Genomic DNA, 19,465 nt, shown 5'->3' on the forward strand with positions numbered 1-19,465 from the left:
CTAAAAATCATAATGAAATCAAAGGATCTCTTATTGATTGTATTACTTAGCTTTTTCACAAGCATAGTAACAAGTCAAAATTGTACATATACTTTTTCTGGAATAGTAGAAGACACACATGATAAGTCTATTTTAGTTGGTGCAACTGTATATATTAAAAATCAAAATAAATACACTGCAACCGATGTAAATGGAAAGTTCACTATAAAAAATGTTTGTAGCGGAACACTAATCATAGAAGTTTCTCACTTAGCGTGTAACACTAAAGTCTTCGAATTAAACCTAAATAAGGACACTTATAAAGTGATAGATTTAGAACATCATATAGAAGAACTTGATGAAGTTAGTATTAAAACTCAATTGGGTAAGAAAACTAAAACTTCACAAGAAACATTACTTAAGACTAAACAACTAGAAAACTTTAGCGATGCGAATTTGGGGGACGCATTAAAAGAAGTTTCTGGTGTTTCTTCCATTAATACAGGTAATACAATTGTAAAGCCTGTAATTAATGGATTGCATAGTAGTCGTATTCTTACTTCTGTTAACGGTGTCCGTTTACAAGATCAAGATTGGGGTATTGAACATGCTCCTAATGTAGATATTAATTCTGCTGGTAGTATTTCTGTAATTAAAGGTGCTAATGCCTTACAATATGGTGGTGATGCTATTGGTGGTGTAATTGTTATTAATCCTGCTAAAATTATTCGTAAAGATTCTTTACAAGGAAAAACAATTCTATCGCAACAAAATAATGGTAGACTTTTCTCAATGAGTACAAGTCTTAACAAAACAACAGAAAAAGGATGGTTTGTTAACGGTAACGCCTCTTTTAAAAGAGCTGGTGATTTTGAATCTCCAGATTATAATCTTACAAACACTGGTGTAAAATCTTATGGTTTTGCGTTGAGTGGAGGTTATAAAGGTTACAACAAAGGATTTGATGTTCACTATAGTTATTTATCTAATGAAATCGGAATTTTAAGAGCCTCTCATATTGGTTCTACTGGCGATTTAGTTAGAGCTATTAATAACGGTGAACCTTTAGTTATAGAAGACTTTAGTTACGACATTAACAATCCTAAACAAGATGTTACACATCAACTAGTAAAAGCAAAAATGTACAAGCGCCTTAAAGGCCTAGGGAAATTTTCGATTCAATATGATTTTCAGAATAACGAAAGATTAGAGTTTGATATAAGAAGAGGTGGCAGAAGTGAAACTCCAGCTACTGATCTTACACTAAAAACTCATTCGGTTTCAGCAGACATGAAGTTTGATGCAGATCCTCATAAGATTTACAAAATTGGGATTTCTGGTGGATACCAAAATAATTTTTCTAACCCTGATACAGGAGTACGTAGAATAATACCGGACTATGACAAATATAATGCAGGAATTTATGCGATTTCTGAATTTAGTTTTAATGGTTTTCTTTTGTCAGCTGGTATTCGATACGACTATAATCATATTAATGCAAAAAAGTTTTACTTAAAATCTAGATGGAACTCGTTAAACTATGATCAAGATTTTGGTAATCTAATAATTGAAGATTTTGGAACTCAATATTTAGTTAACCCCAAGTTTAACTACCATAATTTATCTGCCTCAACAGGTTTATTATATCAATTGAATCCTAAAAACTCATTTATATTTAACTATGGTTTATCCAATAGGGCTCCAAATCCATCTGAATTATTCAGTGATGGATTACATCATTCCGCTGCAAGGATAGAGTTAGGAAATTTGCGTATCCAACCAGAAACATCCCATAGATTCTCTGGAACCTATAAATTTGATAACACAAAGTTTAATGTATCTATTGAAGCGTTCTTTAATAGAATCAATGATTTTATTTACATCGAACCTTCGGGTACAGAAACCACAATAAGGGGTACTTTTGTTGTCTGGGAATATAAGCAAGTAAATGCTAATCTTTTTGGTGTAGACACTCACATTACTTACAACCTAAATGAAAATATTGTTATATCAAATAAATCTTCATTATTAAAAGGAAGGGACATAGATAATTCTAGGGCTTTAATCGATATTCCACCTTTTAAAACAGTAAGTACGTTACAATATAAAAGAGAAAATTGGAATAACTTTTTTGCTTCAATTCAAAGTGAATTTAATGCGAGGCAAAATGAATTCCCTGATAACAATTTTACAACATTTGTTGCCACTACTGGTACTAATGAATTAGTAGACATAAGTACCCCTCCTAGTGGTTATCATCTTATGAATTTTTCTTCTGGTTTTGACTTTAACCTGTCTAAAACCAAAATTGCAGTTCAGTTTTCAATAAATAACATGCTAAATACATCCTACAGAGATTATCTGAATAGATTACGTTTTTTCTCTGATGATTTAGGTAGGAATTTTAAAATACAATTAAAGATTAATTATTAACCATTAAACACTTAAATTAAATATACAATTATGAAAACAATCAAATTATTAGCTATTGCGTGTATATCAGCTATTACTTTTGCTTCATGTTCTGATGATGAAAACCCAACTCCAACTAACGAAGAAGAGGTTATTACAACAATGACAATTACTTTAACTCCAGCTACTGGATCGGCAGTAACTCTTCAAACAAGAGATTTAGATGGAGACGGACCAAACGCACCTGTAGTAACAGTATCTGGTAACTTATTAGCAAATACTACATATACAGGAGCTATTGTTTTATTAAACGAAACTGAAGATCCTGCTGAAAATGTTACCACTGAAGTTGCTGAAGAAGCTGATGAGCACCAATTTTTCTATAGTGCTACTGGTATTTCTCCAACATTTACTTATGCAGGAACAAATGACTCAAACGGTAATCCTGTAGGTATCAATTTTTCTGTAGCTACTGGAGCTGCTGGTACTGGTACTGTTACAGTTACTTTACGTCACGAGCCAAATAAAACAGCTACTGGGGTAAGCGGTGGAGATATTACTAACGCTGGAGGTGAAACTGATATTGAAGCTACATTTAATGTTACTGTTACTAACCCAGCAGTACTATAAATCTAGTATTTTATAAAAACAAAAAAGAGCTTCGTTATGAAGCTCTTTTTTTATGATACATATTTTGTCTTTTTAAGTCTATTTAAAACGAGTAGAGAAGCTAAAAAGAATATTGCGAGCGATAAAACACTCCATTGCATTGAATTCGTAATTGCATTTAACAATCCATACACTAAAGTTCCCGTTACAATTGCAATTTTCTCTGTAACATCATAAAAACTAAAATAGGTCGCGTGATCATCAGTTTCTGGTAATAACTTAGAATATGTAGATCTTGTTAAAGATTGCACAGCACCTAAAACAAATCCTAATAATCCTCCTAAGCTATAAAAATAGTATCCAACATTAGGAATTCCTTTATGCAACATAAACGCACAAAAACAAACTACCATCCAAACAACAATAGTGATTCTTAAGGCATAAAAGTTCCCTTTCTTTTCAGATAATCTTGAAAAGAATTTAGCACCTAAAATAGCCACAATCTGAATTAGTAAAATGGTTACAATCATATCTTGACTAGGAAGTTCCAATTCGTTAGAACCAAAAAATGCAGCCATAATAATAATGGTTTGCACTCCCACACTACATAAGAAGAAGGCTACTAAAAATCCTTTTAGCGTTTCGTATTGTTTTATTTCCTTGTATACATTCTTTAACTCTTGAAATCCTTTCCATAAATAATTATTTTCAAGTTTATTCTTAAACTTCCTTTTCGGAAGTTTGCTTAAGGTAACTTGAGCAAAACCAACCCACCAAATTCCAACAAGAACAAAAGAAATTCTTGAAGCTTGTCCTGCTGATTCAATTCCAAAAAGATTCGGCATTTGAACTAAAACCAAACAAATCACCAAAAGAATTATAGAACCAATATATCCATAGATAAAACCTCTTGCACTAGCAGCATCTTGCTGCTCTGGTAAAGCTACTTCAGGTAAATAGGCATTATAAAACACAATACTCGACCAAAATCCTATACTCGCCAGAATTGATGCTACAATTCCAATCCAAGTAGTTTCACAATCTTCAAAAAAGTATAAACTCATAACTGCCAAACTACCGAACGTACAGAAGAATCTTAAAAACTTTTTCTTACTACCAGTATAATCCGCAATACCCGACAAAATTGGGGACATAAATGCCACAATTAAAAAGGAAAAAGACATTGCGTAGCTATATAAACTTTCAGGATGTTCCCAATCAATTCCTAAAAAATGAACAATTTTCCCTTTGGTTACTTCTCCATAGTATATGGGAAATATTGCGGTACTAATTACTAAAGAATATACTGAATTGGCCCAATCATAAAAGGCCCAACGGTTAATTAATTTTTTGTCTCCAATTTTATACATACGTCTAAAATAAAAAAACCGTTCTAAAAAGAACGGTTTTGAATATTTTTATAAGATTATTTTATTTTCTCGGAGCTGCTGTTTGCTGATTAAATTTAGCTGCTAACCTTGTAGCTTCAGGTAAATAATTTCTTAAATCAACAATTCTTGTTTGATTATGTGGATGCGTACTTAAAAACTCTGGTGGAGCTTTTCTTCCGCTCTTTTGAGCATTTTCACTCATTCGAACCCAAACATTAACTGCCTCTTCTCCTCTATATCCAGCCATTATCATAAATACTAAACCTAACTTATCAGCTTCTGTTTCATGCGTTCTACTGAACTTTAACATTCCTAAAGAAGAACCAACGCCATAGGCCATATTCCATAACTGAGCATTTTTATTATTCTGAGTTCCAATAGCAACTGCTACTCCACCTAATTGCTGGATTTGAGCTGACGACATACGTTCTTGTCCGTGTTTAGCAAAAGCATGTGCAACCTCATGTCCCATTACAGCTGCTACACCATCGGTATTCGCACAGATTGGCATAATACCCGTATAAAAAACCACTTTCCCACCTGGCATACACCATGCGTTAATTGTTGGATCATTTATTAAATTGAACTCCCACTTGTAAGAATTAGCCTCTGCTTGCATACCATTTGCTCTCATAAATCGATCTACAGCCGCAGCGATATTTTTACCAATAGTTTTCAATTCTTTTGCTTGAGAAGTATTCGTAATAATTTTACTCTTGTTTTCCTTTAAAAATCCATCATACTGCTGAAAGCTCATTGGTAATATTTGTGCATCACTCACAAAATTTAATCGTTTTCTTCCTGTAATAGGAACAGTGCTACATTCCACAAGAAATACTGATATAAATAGTAGGGCTAAAATTCTTCTCATTTTGTTTTGTTTTGATTCTATATGTATATGACTCATTAACTGGGAAAAAGTCACTCTTAGTATATAATTTAAAAATACAAATTCTATCTTTACAATGAAAATTTATCATCTTTTATGATTCAAGCACCGAAAGACAGATTAATTCCAGCTAGTATTGCTATACCTAAACCGATAAAAATTCTTGCAAAAACGATTCAGTTTTTTTCACATGGATTAGTTACTTGGTTCTCTTCTAAACTATTTTCAACTCCAGTTAAATTCCCTACTCCGAAAAGAGAAAAAATGATGTGGGAAAGTGCGCAAAAAAGTAAGCTTGTTATTGACAGTTTAAATTGTGAAATTGAAGTACTGACATACGGTTTTTCTACAAAGAAAGTTTTACTTGTTCATGGTTGGTCTGGAAGAAGCACACAGTTGTTTATGATTGCCGATAAACTTTTAGAAAATGGATATATGGTTATTTCTTTTGATGCTCCTGCTCATGGAAATTCTCAAGGGAAAAGTTCATCGATGCCAGAGTTTGTAGAAGCCATTCATAAAATTGAATCCGAATTAGGACCTTTTGAAGCTGCTGTTGGACACTCATTAGGAGGAATGAGTTTATACACTGCAGTTGCACAAGGATTCGATATTAAAACAATGGTTAGTATTGGTTCAGGAGATACCATTTCTGCAATTATTAGAAACTTTATCGGTAATCTAGAGATCAAACCTAAAATTGCTGATAAAATGAAAAAACGCTTCGATAAAAAACTACAAGTTGATATTGATGACTACTCAAGTTCTAAACAAGCTAAATTAGTTGATATTCCAGCTCTTATAATTCATGACTCATTTGATGGAGATGTTCCTGTAAGTTGTGCCTACAGTATACGTCAAAACTTAAAAAATGGTTCAATTTTAATCACTAATGGATTAGGACACACAAAGATTCTACGTGATAAAAATACAACCAGCAGAGTTGTTTCATTCATTAAAAGTAATACATGAAAAATTTAGTTTTATGCCTATCTCTTATTGGATTCTTCATCAGTTGTCAAACTACTGCACAAGATTCAAAAACTAAGAAAAAATACAAAGTTGAGAAAACACGTCAGGAATGGAAAAAAGCATTGACGCCAATGCAATATTATGTACTTAGAGAAGCAGGTACAGAACGTCCTAATACAAGTAAATTTAATTACTTTAAAGAAAAAGGAACTTTTGTTTGTGCTGGTTGTAAAACACCTCTTTATAAATCTGAACGAAAATATGACTCAGGAAGTGGTTGGCCATCTTTCGATAAGGCGATAGAAAAGAATATTGAAACTGATACAGATTACAAAATCGGTTACGCCAGAACAGAATTAAAATGTAATACGTGCGGTGGACATTTGGGTCACAGATTTAATGACGGGCCAAGAGAAACTACTGGACTTCGAGATTGTATAAATGGAGTCGCCTTAGAATTCGTTCCGAATAAAAAATAACGTATATTAGAGTTGATAATTTTCAACTCTTTTTTTATGTCTTCTTATTTGAATAGTGTTAAAAAACAATTTGAATATTATAAAAGTTTAGGTGATAAAACCTTTACTCAACTCAAAGATGATCATTTTTTCTGGCATCCAAATGAAGAAAATAATTCTATCGCAATTATGGTAAAACATATTGCTGGAAATATGCTTTCTAGATGGACAAATTTTCTCACTGAAGATGGAGAAAAGGATTGGAGAAATCGCGATGAAGAATTTATGGATTCTTTTGAAACTAAAGAGGAAGTAATCGCCTATTGGAATGAAGGTTGGAATTGTTTATTCAAAGCCATCAATCCTTTAACTGAAAAAGATTTAGAGCGAATAATTTATATTCGAAATCATGGTCATTCAGTAACTGAAGCAATTAATAGACAGTTGTGTCATTACTCCTACCATGTCGGTCAAATCGTATTTTTAGCAAAAATAATGTTAGATCAAAATTGGAAATCGCTCTCCATTCCGAAAGGAAAATCACAAGCTTACAATCAAGATAAATTCTCAAAAGAAAAATCAAGAAAGCATTTTACCGATGATTTATGATCTTTTTAAGGTTGTATCTCTTTCTCTTAGTGTAGAATCCACAACAATTTGTTGAATATCTCTTTTCGGTTTTTTAAGTCTTTCCAATAACAATTTAGCTGATGTACGTCCGACTTTTTTACCGTGTTGATCAATCGTAGTTAAACTAGGTGTTAAATGCTCTGACATTGTTTTCCCTGCATATCCAATTAAAAACACCTTACCATTTTCTAAAACACCGTTCTTCTTCCCTGCTCTGAATGATGCTAAAGAAGCTTCTTCATCTAAAGCAATAATTGCTTCGATTTCTTGCTCTTGCAACAAACGATTCATTTTTACTTCAACAAAATCTTCAGGACCTTCAATTAAAATTGGTTCGTGTTGATCCTTAATTCCATCAATATATCCTCTTGTTCTAAGTTGACCAACACTTAACTTATTGATAGTAGAAGCTAAAACAATTTTGTTTCTTCCTTTGAACTTAAGATCTCTAACAGCTTTTAAAATAGCATCATAATCATCAACCAAAACTTTATCACACTGAACTGAATTCTCAACTCTATCAAACATTAAAACATGAATATCGTCAGGAATTTCATTCAAATGAGAAAACTCCTGCAAAACCTGAGTTTCTTCTGATACTGAAATTATTAATCCGTCTACCATTCCATTGGTTAATGCTTCAACAGATTTCACCTCTTTTTCATGAGATTCATTAGTGATAGAAATTATAATATTATAATCTGTGTTCGCAATTACTGATTCTATCCCTCTTAAAGCACGAGCTAAAAAGAAGTTTTTGATACTAGGCAGTACAACACCAATTGTATTTGTTTTTCCTGATTTTAAGTTTAATGCCGCTCTGTTTGGTTTATAGTTATGAAGTTTCGCAGCTTCTTCAACTTTTCTCTTTGTTGATTCACTTATTTCATGACTATCATTAAGTGCTTTTGAAACTGTAGAAACCGATACTTTTAATAATTTGGCTAATTCCTTAAGCGTGATACTTTTTTTCATAAAATCAGAAAATTTGACTAATTGGTATGCTGTAAATTTATCAATTTAAAATTAGTAAAGAAATAAAGAAGGACTTAGTTTTGTAATTTTTCAATTATTTTCTACCAAATGAACACTTACATTTTCACTTCAGAGAGATTGGGATTTAGAAATTGGAAAGCAGATGATGTTGATTTACTTTTCAAACTAAATTCAAATCAAGAGGTAATGCGTTATTTTCCCTCAGCTCAAACTAAAGAGCAATGTGCTGAATTTATTGGACGTATGCAGAACCAATTTGAGAAAAACAAATTCTGTTATTTTGCTGTTGATCTTTTAGAAACTGAAGAGTTCATTGGTTTCATTGGAATTTCTGAACAAACTTATGAGATTGACTTTAATCCATCTGTAGATATTGGTTGGAGAGTTCTACCAAAATATTGGGGAAAAGGATACGCCACTGAAGGAGCGAGAGCTTGTTTACATTATGGTTTTGAAACAATTCAATTAGAAAAGATAGTTTCCGTAGCTCCATCAATAAATATTCCTTCGATAACAGTTATGAAGAAAATTGGTATGGAAAAAGTAAAATCTTTTAATCATCCATTACTAACAGATTTTCCAAAAATAGAAGAATGTGTATTGTTCGAAATAACTAAGAATTAATTACTAAGTAACATTTAAAGTTGTTTATCGTCTTTCATTTTAAGTAACCAAGTCTTTTTAAAATGAAAAACAAACTATTTCCACAGCTCTTTATAATTTACCTTAGATATATAATTGGTTTTGCATTTGTATTTGCCAGTATCGTTAAAATACAAGGTTTACGATTTACTACAGATAGTGGTACCGAAAATCCAATAAATACTGCATGGCATTTTTTTGAAACCATGTATCAATCAGGATTATATTGGAAATTTTTAGGTCTTAGTCAATTAATTGCTGGGTTAATACTGATGACACAAAAATATGCTAAATTAGGAGCCTTACTCTTTCTGCCAATCATAGCAAATGTGTTTGTTATTACAATATCTTACGATTTTAGAGGAACTCCAGTTATTACAGGATTAATGCTTTTCGCAAACTTTATTTTGATCGCTTGGGATTGGAATACTTTGAAAATACTAGTGAACAAAAAACCAAGTTTTCAATCCGAATTACGATTAGAGAATGATTCACTTTGGACTATTTTAGGAATACTATTTTTCGTTTTAACCATAGCGGCCAAAATATTTGCTAGTGCCACTACTCTACTACCTATTACTTTGTCCTTTTTAATTATTGGTGTAGTTGGTTTAGTTATTGGAGTTAAAAAGCATGGAAAATTACAACGAGGAAAATTACATTAATTTCCTTCAAACCAATTTTTAAAAAGTGCCACTTTCTCTCTACTAACAACAATTTCTTTTTCAACGGTTATTGTGGGAGATATTTTTAAACGACTATTAGAATAAACAACCACATCTTTAATAGCATTAATATTAATAATGAAACTACGGTTTACTCTGTAAAATATAGATTGTTCTAATAGTTCTGTAAGTTCTTCTAGTTTAAAATCAACGATAAACTTTTTGTTTTGTAAAGTGATCAAATGAACTGTTCTTCCTTCAGCATAAAACAAAGCTATTTCATTGGTTTTAATGGAATGAATATGATTTCCTAAACGGACTAAAAATCGATCTTTGGTTTTTCTTTTGGTGATATCATTTACCACTTTAGATAACACTTCTTTAGCAGCAAATAAGTTTTGCATAGATTCTAACTTAGACATTGCTTTAGAAATATCAGTAAACGTAATAGGTTTTAAAATATAATCTATACTATTTACCTTGAACGCATCAATGGCATACTCATCAAAAGCTGTGATGAAAATAATAGGTTTTTTAATGGTTAATTGATTAAAAATCTCAAAACTTAATCCATCAGTAAGTTGAATATCCATAAAAACTACATCAAAATCGGTATTCGTTTGAAAATAGTCTACAGCACTAGAAATACTATCTAATTTCTCAACAATTTCAATAGTTGAATTGTATTTTAGAAGATAGCGCTCCAATTTTTCAACGGCCAATACTTCATCTTCTACAATAATTACTTTCATAGTTATGCGTTACTTTTAATAGTTAGTTTGGGTATTTTAATAGTTCGTTTGTAGTCAGAAGTAGTAACATCGATCGTACTTTTACTGTAAATTGCGTACACTCTTTCTATCTCTTTATAGTTTTTAGCTGAGAATACTTCTGTGATTTTATCGTTTGTGAGATAACTAATTGTAAAAAAATCTATTTCTTCATTCAGCTCGATTTCTAAATTAATATTAGAAGAAATTATGGTAGTTCTAATTATTTGTTCAACCATAAACAACAAGCTTCTGGGTACAATTAAAAATGATGTTTTTATGCGATTAACAAGAGATACATTTCTATAAGGCAAGTAATTGAATAACTTGACTAACTCCTCAGTATTCTCCAACTCCTCTGTTAATCCAACTAACTGCTTTTGTTTACTTGATAAGATATACCTATAAATCGTAGCTAAATAATCTATAAAATCATCTGCCTTTTCCTTATCCTGTTTTATCAACACCAATAAATTCTCCAGGCTTTCAAATAGTAAATCTGGATTTATTCCTTGTTTAAATTCTTTGAAATCTTGTTCTATATGCGCTAAATACTCTTGTTCTTCTTTTAACTTCTCGCTGTTGATTTTATGCAAATATTGATGACTTATAAATAGCAATATGTAGATCATGGTAATTACACTGAATACGCTATTAAAAAGCCAAAGTTCTTCTGAGTTTGGAGAAAAACCAAGTACTTGCTTATAATAAATAGTAATACATATGGTTACCACAACGATACTCAAAACAATGGACACAACAACCTGTAAAACAATGGATAAAACTGCATCGTTCAAAAACGAAAATCGTTTAAATAGTAATAATAAAACTCTAGAAAATTCTTGAATTATGTATGACATTCCAATACATACATATAACTCTTCACCAAGGAATTCATTCTGAATTTGAGCTACATTATTATTGACCAACAGAATGAGCAAATACACAATTACTCCACTAAAAACAGGACTTAGAAGACGAAATAATGGTTTATGTACAAATAACTTTTTCATCGAATAATTGGCAATTTTACTAGAAACCTATTTCCGTTTGTGATGACAACTCCTTTTCCTGTCAATAAAACATATCTCGTATTTATATTCTTTAATCCTATTTGAAGTGATGCTACTTTTTTAGGAGTTGACGTGATATTATTTTCAACATAAATAAATTGATCGTCATTAGTAATTTTAACTTTAAGTGGAGATTCTTCACTCAAAACATTATGTTTTACAGCATTTTCCACTAACATTTCTAAAGCTAATGGTGGAATTTTGGTATTCAAAATTTCACCATCAATTAAAATCTCACAACTATACTTAGTTCCAAAGCGATTAGAAATTAGAAAATTATACGAATCTACTAGTTCCAATTCTTTGTTCAGAGTAGTTAATTTGTTCGAATAACTCTTTAAAACATTAGCATACATTTGAGCTAATTTTCTTATAAATAATGATGCTTTATTTTCATCTTTATGAATTAATGAAGAAGCCGTATTTAGTCCATTAAAAAGAAAATGTGGACTAATTTGAGATTTTAAGGCATTCAATTGATGTTCTACTTGATTTCTCTCTAGTTTAACTGTTTCAATTTGTAAAATTGAATATGAATAATATGAGTACAATACAAAATAGACTACTTGAAAAACAATAGAAATCAAGAATAATAAAATCCCAAGCTTAATATTAGTCAGCTTATATGTAGTAAAAAACGAAACTTCACTATTTATTGATGAATAAATATAAAATCCCAATAGAACTATACAAAGAGAAAGTATAAAGTGTGAGATAACACCGGTAAACAATCTTGAACCTTCATATATTTTCCAAGGCATTACTTTATCTAAGAAAATTGAAATAAAGTAATTTAAATAAGCTACCACAACTCCTAGCATAGAGCTACCTAATAATACTAATGAATTTACATTAGCATTTTGCTCACTTACAAGCATATAATAACCTACAAGAAAACCTAATAGAATTCCAATAGTTATGATAAGAATATGCTTTTTCATGTTAGTTAAAGTTCGTTGAGTTGATTTTTGATTGGTTAACTAAGGTAATTAAATATCGTTAAGAAATTCAATCACCTTAGTTTTAGTTGCTATTAGTATATAGCTTTCATAGCTCTCCCGAAATATAAATCCGAGTTTATTGATTTTGCTCTTCTCATATAGGCATCTTTAACTCTCTGAGAAGCATTCTTAACATTTGGTGCAAAAGCAATCAATGCACTTGATAAATAGCTACTCGAGTTAACATTACTTAAAGAGTCTAGCACTTTGATTAATTGATCTTCAGATAATTTTTTCTTTGCTAACTTTTTATAAAGTGAACTAGCATAATAATCTGAACCCACATTTTTATTGATTAAATCTAACAATTGAGTTAATGATGCATTATCTAAATTTTTCTTTAATAAATCCTCAATAATACTTGAAGAGTAGTAATCTGAACCTACATCATCAATAGAAGAAATAAAGGTTTTATAGTTTTTATCTGAAAGATTATTCTTTTTCAATGCTTTCTTTAGAACTTGGCTCTTATAATAATCTGAACTAATGCTATTCGAAAGGCTCATTATCTTTTCCATATTAGATTTATTTAATTCACGACTATCCAATATTTTCCCAAGAACCTGAGATAAATAATAATCTGACTGAATGTTTTTAGAAATCTGTAATAAATCTCCTAATTGATCATCTGAAATCTCATCATTTTTCACAGCTTTATTTAAAACTTGAGACATGTAATAATCCGACTGTATATTTCTCGTAGCCTTTATGTAAGCAGATAATGTTTGAGAGTTTCCTAAAAATGCACGTTGATTTTTCTGTAATAACTGAGCTAAATAGTAATCTGAATCAATTTGATTTCCTGCAATTTCAACAACTCTAGTTAATTCTGAGGCATTTAAATTGTAATCCATTAGATAAGAGAAATAAGCAGAACTTACATAGTCACTCTCTAATCTTTCAATTTCTTTTAAAACAGCATTTGCTCCTCCTCTATTATAGAATCTCTTTACACGAGCTTCGGCTCCAATAGTCGTATTTCTAATAATTTCTGGAAGAATTTCTGCCAACCAAGCTTTTCCTTCTGGTTCATAGCTTTTTTCACTCCAACCAACGAAATAACGTTTCTTAAGAGTTCCGCTTTCGGCTTCAATTACAACTCTTCTCTTTTTTCCAAAGCTTGATTTTTTAATTTCAATGAATCCTCCTCTAGAAATTGAAACAATATCTTTATCATCATCAGATAACACAATATCGCCTTCATATTCTATTTTGAAATCACCTTTTCCTTTAATATCAATAGAAAAATTCCCAATTCTTTTCGATGAATTTGAACTGTATACAACAGTACTTTGTGCAAAACTATTTGTAGTGAACAAAACACTAAAAACAGTTAGTAAAACGGTTAGTAAAATTGTTTTGGTTTTCATATGTACTCTTTTTTTGTTTTTAATTACACTTCAAAAGTAGGACGGGAATACAACCTAAAAAAACAAAATGTAGTCAACTGTAGTTTTTATGTAGTCAATTGTAAAACTTCATAAATTTCATATCTTTAAATGAAATATTCTAACGTATTATGGAGAAAAAAGCAATAAATAATTTACTAGAAGAAAAGCATCAAGAATTATTTAATTGGTTAAATAAGCAAGAACAAAATTACTGGGAAAATGGTCCGGAAGGAAAATGGACAACAGGTCAGCATATTCAACATTTAGTAGATTCTATCAAAAAACTGAATCATGCTCTTAGTTTTCCTTCATTTGTCTTAAAATATAAGTTTGGAAAAGCTAATCGAGAAGTTAGACCTTACGAACAAGTTGTACAACGATATCAAGATAAATTGGTTGAAAATAAAGAAAAAGCAAAGAATTATAATGCTGCTGTATCAACACCTACTGAGAAAAAATTCAAACACTTGTTAAGAACACTTAATGTACAAAACAAGAAGTTACAATATAAAACCAATAAGATGAGCGATAGCAAGTTAGATAATCTTATTGTTCCGCATCCTTTAATGGGTAAAATGCCTCTAAGAGAAATAATTATGTGGACCGCTTATCATACTGAACATCATACTAAAGATTTAATTGAAAACTACTCTTGAAATACCTATATTTGTGCCTCTAAAAAAATGTAGCAGACACCAATGTTTAATAATTTAAGCGAAAAATTAGATAAGGCGTTACATACGCTGAAAGGACACGGAAAGATTAATGAAGTTAACGTTGCAGAAACGTTAAAAGAAGTTCGTAGAGCCTTACTAGATGCCGATGTTAACTTTAAAATAGCAAAGCAATTTACAAATACTGTTAAGGAAAAAGCTATGGGAGCAGACGTATTGACTACGTTAAACCCTGGCCAATTAATGGTAAAAATTGTTAAGGATGAATTAACAGAGTTAATGGGTGGTGATACTGTTGGTATTAACCTAGGTGGATCTCCAACAGTTATTTTAATGTCTGGTTTACAAGGTTCGGGTAAAACTACTTTCTCGGGTAAACTTGCTAATTTCCTTAAAACGAAGAAAACAAAACAAGTTTTATTAGTTGGTTGTGATGTGTATCGTCCTGCCGCTATAAACCAGTTACAAGTAGTTGGTGAACAAATTGGTGTTGAAGTTTATGCTGAAGTAGGAAATCAAAATCCTGTTGAAATTTCTCAAAATGCAATTAAGCATGCAAAAGCAAACGGAAAGAATGTGGTTATTATAGATACCGCTGGTCGTTTAGCTGTTGATGAGGAAATGATGACAGAGATCTCGAATATTCATAAAGCTGTTACTCCTAATGAAACATTATTTGTTGTAGATTCTATGACAGGTCAAGATGCTGTAAATACGGCAAAAGCCTTTAATGATGTTTTAAATTTTGATGGTGTTGTACTTACAAAGTTAGATGGTGATACTCGTGGTGGAGCTGCTTTATCTATTAAGTCTGTTGTAGACAAACCAATTAAGTTTATCGGTACAGGTGAGAAAATGGATGCAATTGATGTTTTCCACCCAGATCGTATGGCAGATCGTATTCTTGGAATGGGAGACGTTGTATCGTTAGTAGAACGTGCTCAAGAACAATACGATGAAGCTGAAGCAAGAAAACTTCAAAAGAAGATTGCTAAAAATCAGTTTGGTTTTGATGATTTCTTAAACCAAATTCAGCAAATAAAGAAAATGGGAAGCATGAAAGACTTAGTTGGAATGATTCCTGGAGCTGGAAAAGCATTAAAAGGAATGGATATTGACGACGACGCTTTCAAAGGAATTGAAGCGATCATATATTCTATGACTCCTGATGAAAGAAGTAAGCCTTCTTTAATTAATGCAAGTAGAAAGAAAAGAATCGCGAAAGGATCTGGTACATCCGTGCAAGAAGTAAATCAGCTAATGAAGCAGTTTGATCAGATGAGCAAAATGATGAAGATGATGCAAGGCGGAGGCGGAAAACGCATGATGCAAATGATGCGAGGAATGAGATAAAAAAATAGAACTAAAAGAGAAGTGTGCGCTTCTCTTTTTTATTTAGACATATATACACACAACACACTAACACACAACAATGATTTTATTAGACGGAAAGAAAACTTCTGCAGACATTAAAGAGGAAATCGCTTTAGAAGTAGGTGAATTAAAAAGAAACGAAAAAAAAGCACCGCACTTAGCTGCTATTATTGTAGGAAATGACGGAGCTAGTTTAACTTACGTAAATGCAAAAGTGAAAGCTTGTGAACGCGTAGGCTTTGAATCTACTTTAATTCAACTTCCCGAAGAAACTACAGAAGCTGAACTTTTGAATGAAATTGAAATTTTAAATGTTGATAATGATATTGACGGTTTTATCGTTCAGTTACCATTACCAAAACATATTGATGAACAAAAAGTATTATTAGCTGTTGATCCTGCTAAAGATGTGGATGGATTCCATCCTGAAAACGTTGGTAGAATGGCTTTAAACTTACCAACTTTTATTTCTGCTACTCCTTTTGGAATTTTAGAATTATTAGAACGTTATGAAGTTGAAACTTCGGGAAAGAACGTTGTTGTAATTGGTCGTAGCCACATTGTTGGAAGTCCGATGAGTATTTTATTATCTCAAAAAAGAAAAGTTGGAAATGCGACGGTTACATTAACACATAGTAGAACGAAAAACTTAGAAGAAATAACTAAAGAAGCAGATATTATTGTAGCGGCTTTAGGAATTCCAGAATTCTTAAAAGGTGAAATGGTAAAAGATGGAGCCGTAATTATTGATGTTGGAATTACTAGAGTTGCAGATCCTTCTAAGAAAAGTGGTTTCAGATTAGTTGGAGATGTTGCTTTTGACGAAGTAGCTGAAAAATCATCTTTCATTACACCTGTTCCTGGTGGAGTTGGACCGATGACCATTGCGATGTTATTAAAAAATACGTTAATAGCAAATAAGCGAAGAAATTCATAAAGAAGATCGATATATAAAAACTAAAAAAGGGAAGCTAAATGCTTCCCTTTTTTAGTTTACTCGCTTTCTAATTTCTAATAAAGAATCATCAATTAATAATTTACCATCTCTAAATACTTCTCTTAATTCTCCTTCTTGTTCTTCTGCCCAACTCACTTCATCGATTAATTGATATTTTCCTTCTTCTTTTATTATTTTCAATAAACCTTTTGCCGATTTTTTAGTTCCATCATCCGTTATTGGATCTTTATAAATAGCTCTTCCTTCTCCATTAACTTCTCCGTAAGTTGCTTTCATAGCAAAACCAAAAGTATCTCTCGTGTTATACTGATACGTAAAAGAACCAATTCCTAACACAACATTAGTAGAAGCAAATCCATTTTGCTTTAATCGCTCACAAATTTGTGTTGCTCTTTCTATTGTAATACTATCTCCATAAATAGCTCCAATATGTGGATCTAATTCTTTAAACCCTTTTTCATTTATTTCACCTCCAAACACTTCCCAAAGTAGCTGAATTACACCTTTTTGTTCAACTTCTGTTGTACCATTTGGGTTACCACAAATAATATCTACAGGATCACCACTATCTGGACGAATAACAACTTTTCCATCTCGACTTAAAACTTCTTCTTTTAAATTCGGTAGATATTCTGTTAGCACTTTCCATAAATCCCAAGTATCAGAAACAATAGAAACAATTCCATTAGGATAAACTTCTGTAATTAATCTTTTAAATGTTTCTTCTTCTCCACTATTTGTTCCCATACACATAACAGAGTGTTCCGTTGCAGCAACTGATCCTCCAACAAGTTCTTCATTTGCATTAGCATTGTAATATTCCTCTAGAAAATCTATAGCCGGAATTGTGTCAGTTCCTGTAAAACTTAATAAGTGACCTGAAGCTGACAAAACAGCTGCTTCTAATCCTGCCATTCCTCTCATTGAGAAATCGTGCCCTTGCCAATCTACAAATTCAGGAATACTTGAGGTTTCTTTCGCATATGCATCCAATATTTTTCTGTATTGCTTGGCAATTGTAGCAGAATTACATGGCATCCAAATAGTTGTTGATAGCAGTGTTTCAAAATAGTTTGTTAACCAGAAAAACTCAGGTAATGTATTATACATAGTAAACATTGGAACTCGAATTGGAACTGAAGCACCTTCTGGCAATGCTTTGATTACAATTGGTAAGAAACCTAGATCGTGTAAAGCTCCAATATGCTCTACACCTACTTTATTTTCACCTAAATAGTTATTTATTCTATTAGCATATTTTTCTAGAATTTGTTCTTTAGGTTGTTGAAAAAAGTTCTGATTGAATTCTTGAATCACATATTTCTTAATGAAGTATTGTAATCCGAAAAATACTACCTCATTCACTCCTTCTATTCTACTTTTTCTTGGTGTCCAGTTTGAATATACTAAGGTTGTATTATCTGGATATTGTCTTCTGTGATCTACTTTGTAACCGTCTGTATATAATAATGGATTCATCATAATAATTTGTTTTTGCGTAATAACAACACAAATATAAAAGAATAAATCTATCTTTCAAATTATTTTGCGTATTATTTACACATATTTAAAAACTTCTTGAAGATTATGATATATTGATGTGTTATATCTATCACAAATTGTACTCACATAACGGTATTGGTAAAATTCTTTTGGACATACAACAATAAGTTTATTTGATTTCATGTATAACCCAAATTCAACCAGTGAAATTGGAGATTTAGCTTCTGGAAGAAAATTAAGAATGATCATATCCGCTAATTCTAATGCTTCTAATTCCCAGTGAATATGACACACCATTTCCTGATTATCGAGTGTATCATGATCTTCTCTTGTAGGATCAAAAAAGATCGTATTCTTAGAGCTTCCTTTAATTATTGTATCTCTCCAAGATGTAGATTCCTTAAAATCGATACTACCTGCTAGAAAACAAAAAGTTTCATCTTCATTCTTTACAGGTAGTTTATCTTTTGCAGTAAATACTCTCATACTATTGAAGTTGATCACGTACTTCCATCAAAGCATAACCTAATAAATTATGACCTTTCCATAAATTTGGATTCATCACATTTTCATTATCTACTGCCATTCCAATTCCCCAGATATTATCAACAGGACTTGCCTCTACGAGAATACGATCATTCGTTTGAATTAAGAATTTCTTTAATTCATCATCCTGAGAAAACTTTGCTAAATTGCCTTTAACAACAATATCGAACTTATGTTTATCCCAAGTTTTAGGATCAAAATTCAATACTTTTCTTCCCAATTTCTTCGCATCATGTGGATGTTTTGATTCTATTATTTTTGTCAGACTTTCTTGATCATTAAATAATCGAGCCTTTTCGGCCATCATAAAATGTTCAGCTGATTTATAAACTATTCCATCTATTTCAAAATCTGATTCCCACCATTGACTAAAACAACCTTTACCTGCACTTCCATCTTTATTGGGTTGATGTCCCCAAAAAAACAAAAACTTTAAATTTTCATCGTGATTATACTTGTCTTGTATTGTACGGTTTGAATATTTCATAACTTTTTTTCTTTCTTCTATTTAAAAACAACATATAACTAACTC

General features: G+C 31.4%; 20 protein-coding genes. 10 read left to right on the top strand and 10 right to left on the bottom strand.

Features of this window, described 5'->3' with window-relative positions; genetic code table 11:
• Positions 1–12: 12 nt before the first annotated feature.
• Both ABNT61_RS04095 and ABNT61_RS04100 read left to right on the top strand, forming a co-directional pair.
• Positions 13–2,412: a TonB-dependent receptor gene (locus ABNT61_RS04095; RefSeq protein WP_348744961.1), complete on the top strand. Its 2,400-nt coding sequence runs from the start codon at positions 13–15 to the stop codon at positions 2,410–2,412.
• A gap of 30 nt (positions 2,413–2,442) precedes the next feature.
• A complete protein-coding gene (locus ABNT61_RS04100; RefSeq protein ID WP_348742065.1) occupies positions 2,443–3,021 on the top strand; it encodes a type 1 periplasmic binding fold superfamily protein in 579 nt (192 codons plus the stop codon).
• Between the two features lie 50 nt (positions 3,022–3,071).
• On the opposite strand, the gene ABNT61_RS04105 is transcribed toward ABNT61_RS04100, so the two are convergent.
• Entirely contained in the window at positions 3,072–4,370 is a 1,299-nt protein-coding gene (locus ABNT61_RS04105) for an MFS transporter (protein WP_348744962.1), read from the bottom strand.
• 61 nt (positions 4,371–4,431) lie between these two features.
• A complete protein-coding gene (locus tag ABNT61_RS04110) occupies positions 4,432–5,262 on the bottom strand; it encodes a M48 family metallopeptidase (protein ID WP_348742067.1) in 831 nt (276 codons plus the stop codon).
• 114 nt (positions 5,263–5,376) lie between these two features.
• Here ABNT61_RS04110 and ABNT61_RS04115 point away from each other — a divergent pair, with 114 nt between their 5' ends.
• From ABNT61_RS04115 to ABNT61_RS04125, 3 genes are read left to right on the top strand one after another with little or no spacing between them, the layout of a single operon-like run.
• Positions 5,377–6,252 (top strand): alpha/beta hydrolase, encoded by an 876-nt coding sequence (locus ABNT61_RS04115; protein WP_348744963.1) that lies wholly within the window; start codon positions 5,377–5,379, stop codon positions 6,250–6,252.
• Positions 6,249–6,731, top strand: coding sequence for a peptide-methionine (R)-S-oxide reductase MsrB (gene msrB / locus ABNT61_RS04120; protein WP_348744964.1), 483 nt, complete (start codon positions 6,249–6,251; stop codon positions 6,729–6,731). The genes ABNT61_RS04115 and msrB overlap by 4 nt, the downstream gene beginning before the upstream one ends.
• 36 nt (positions 6,732–6,767) lie before the next feature.
• Positions 6,768–7,319 carry a DUF1572 family protein gene (locus tag ABNT61_RS04125; RefSeq protein WP_348744965.1) on the top strand — a complete coding sequence of 184 codons (552 nt, stop codon included), beginning with the start codon at positions 6,768–6,770 and terminating at the stop codon, positions 7,317–7,319.
• Here the strand turns inward: ABNT61_RS04125 and ABNT61_RS04130 are convergent.
• The gene (locus tag ABNT61_RS04130) at positions 7,314–8,315 is read right to left on the bottom strand and encodes a LacI family DNA-binding transcriptional regulator (protein WP_348744966.1); all 1,002 of its coding nucleotides are present in this window, start codon (positions 8,313–8,315) and stop codon (positions 7,314–7,316) included. The genes ABNT61_RS04125 and ABNT61_RS04130 overlap by 6 nt on opposite strands.
• Positions 8,316–8,423: 108 nt before the next feature.
• Here ABNT61_RS04130 and ABNT61_RS04135 point away from each other — a divergent pair, with 108 nt between their 5' ends.
• Together ABNT61_RS04135 and ABNT61_RS04140 are read left to right on the top strand one after the other, a co-directional pair.
• A complete protein-coding gene (locus ABNT61_RS04135; RefSeq protein ID WP_348744967.1) occupies positions 8,424–8,960 on the top strand; it encodes a GNAT family N-acetyltransferase in 537 nt (178 codons plus the stop codon).
• Positions 8,961–9,022: 62 nt separating this feature from the next.
• Positions 9,023–9,643 (top strand): hypothetical protein, encoded by a 621-nt coding sequence (locus ABNT61_RS04140; protein ID WP_348744968.1) that lies wholly within the window; start codon positions 9,023–9,025, stop codon positions 9,641–9,643.
• Here ABNT61_RS04140 and ABNT61_RS04145 read toward each other — a convergent pair.
• From ABNT61_RS04145 to ABNT61_RS04160, 4 genes are all read right to left on the bottom strand, one after another.
• Positions 9,640–10,395: a LytTR family DNA-binding domain-containing protein gene (locus tag ABNT61_RS04145; protein ID WP_348742073.1), complete on the bottom strand. Its 756-nt coding sequence runs from the start codon at positions 10,393–10,395 to the stop codon at positions 9,640–9,642. The genes ABNT61_RS04140 and ABNT61_RS04145 overlap by 4 nt on opposite strands.
• Positions 10,396–10,397: 2 nt before the next feature.
• Positions 10,398–11,426, bottom strand: a complete 1,029-nt coding sequence (locus ABNT61_RS04150) for a histidine kinase (protein ID WP_348744969.1) — start codon at positions 11,424–11,426, stop codon at positions 10,398–10,400.
• Positions 11,423–12,427: a sensor histidine kinase gene (locus ABNT61_RS04155; protein ID WP_348744970.1), complete on the bottom strand. Its 1,005-nt coding sequence runs from the start codon at positions 12,425–12,427 to the stop codon at positions 11,423–11,425. Before ABNT61_RS04155 ends, ABNT61_RS04150 begins: the two co-directional genes overlap by 4 nt.
• A 92-nt stretch (positions 12,428–12,519) precedes the next feature.
• The gene (locus tag ABNT61_RS04160; RefSeq protein WP_348744971.1) at positions 12,520–13,857 is read right to left on the bottom strand and encodes a hypothetical protein; all 1,338 of its coding nucleotides are present in this window, start codon (positions 13,855–13,857) and stop codon (positions 12,520–12,522) included.
• A 149-nt stretch (positions 13,858–14,006) separates the two neighbouring features.
• Between ABNT61_RS04160 and ABNT61_RS04165 the strand changes: the two genes are divergently transcribed.
• The 3 genes from ABNT61_RS04165 (at position 14,007) to folD (ending at position 16,863) form a co-directional block, all read left to right on the top strand.
• On the top strand, positions 14,007–14,534 hold the full coding sequence (locus ABNT61_RS04165; RefSeq protein WP_348712257.1) for a DinB family protein: 528 nt from the start codon (positions 14,007–14,009) through the stop codon (positions 14,532–14,534).
• A gap of 42 nt (positions 14,535–14,576) precedes the next feature.
• Positions 14,577–15,905 (top strand): signal recognition particle protein, encoded by a 1,329-nt coding sequence (gene ffh / locus ABNT61_RS04170; protein WP_348712258.1) that lies wholly within the window; start codon positions 14,577–14,579, stop codon positions 15,903–15,905.
• A gap of 79 nt (positions 15,906–15,984) precedes the next feature.
• A complete protein-coding gene (gene folD / locus ABNT61_RS04175) occupies positions 15,985–16,863 on the top strand; it encodes a bifunctional methylenetetrahydrofolate dehydrogenase/methenyltetrahydrofolate cyclohydrolase FolD (protein ID WP_348744972.1) in 879 nt (292 codons plus the stop codon).
• Between the two features lie 51 nt (positions 16,864–16,914).
• Here folD and ABNT61_RS04180 read toward each other — a convergent pair whose 3' ends face one another.
• The 3 genes from ABNT61_RS04180 to ABNT61_RS04190 form a co-directional block, all read right to left on the bottom strand.
• Positions 16,915–18,363: a nicotinate phosphoribosyltransferase gene (locus ABNT61_RS04180; protein ID WP_348745673.1), complete on the bottom strand. Its 1,449-nt coding sequence runs from the start codon at positions 18,361–18,363 to the stop codon at positions 16,915–16,917.
• 78 nt (positions 18,364–18,441) lie between these two features.
• On the bottom strand, positions 18,442–18,873 hold the full coding sequence (locus tag ABNT61_RS04185) for a nucleoside 2-deoxyribosyltransferase domain-containing protein (RefSeq protein WP_348744973.1): 432 nt from the start codon (positions 18,871–18,873) through the stop codon (positions 18,442–18,444).
• Between the two features lies 1 nt (position 18,874).
• The gene (locus ABNT61_RS04190; protein WP_348744974.1) at positions 18,875–19,420 is read right to left on the bottom strand and encodes an NADAR family protein; all 546 of its coding nucleotides are present in this window, start codon (positions 19,418–19,420) and stop codon (positions 18,875–18,877) included.
• Positions 19,421–19,465 lie beyond the last annotated feature (45 nt).

Origin of the sequence: Tenacibaculum sp. 190524A05c, from assembly GCF_964036595.1 — a bacterium.
Taxonomy (GTDB): domain Bacteria; phylum Bacteroidota; class Bacteroidia; order Flavobacteriales; family Flavobacteriaceae; genus Polaribacter; species Polaribacter platacis.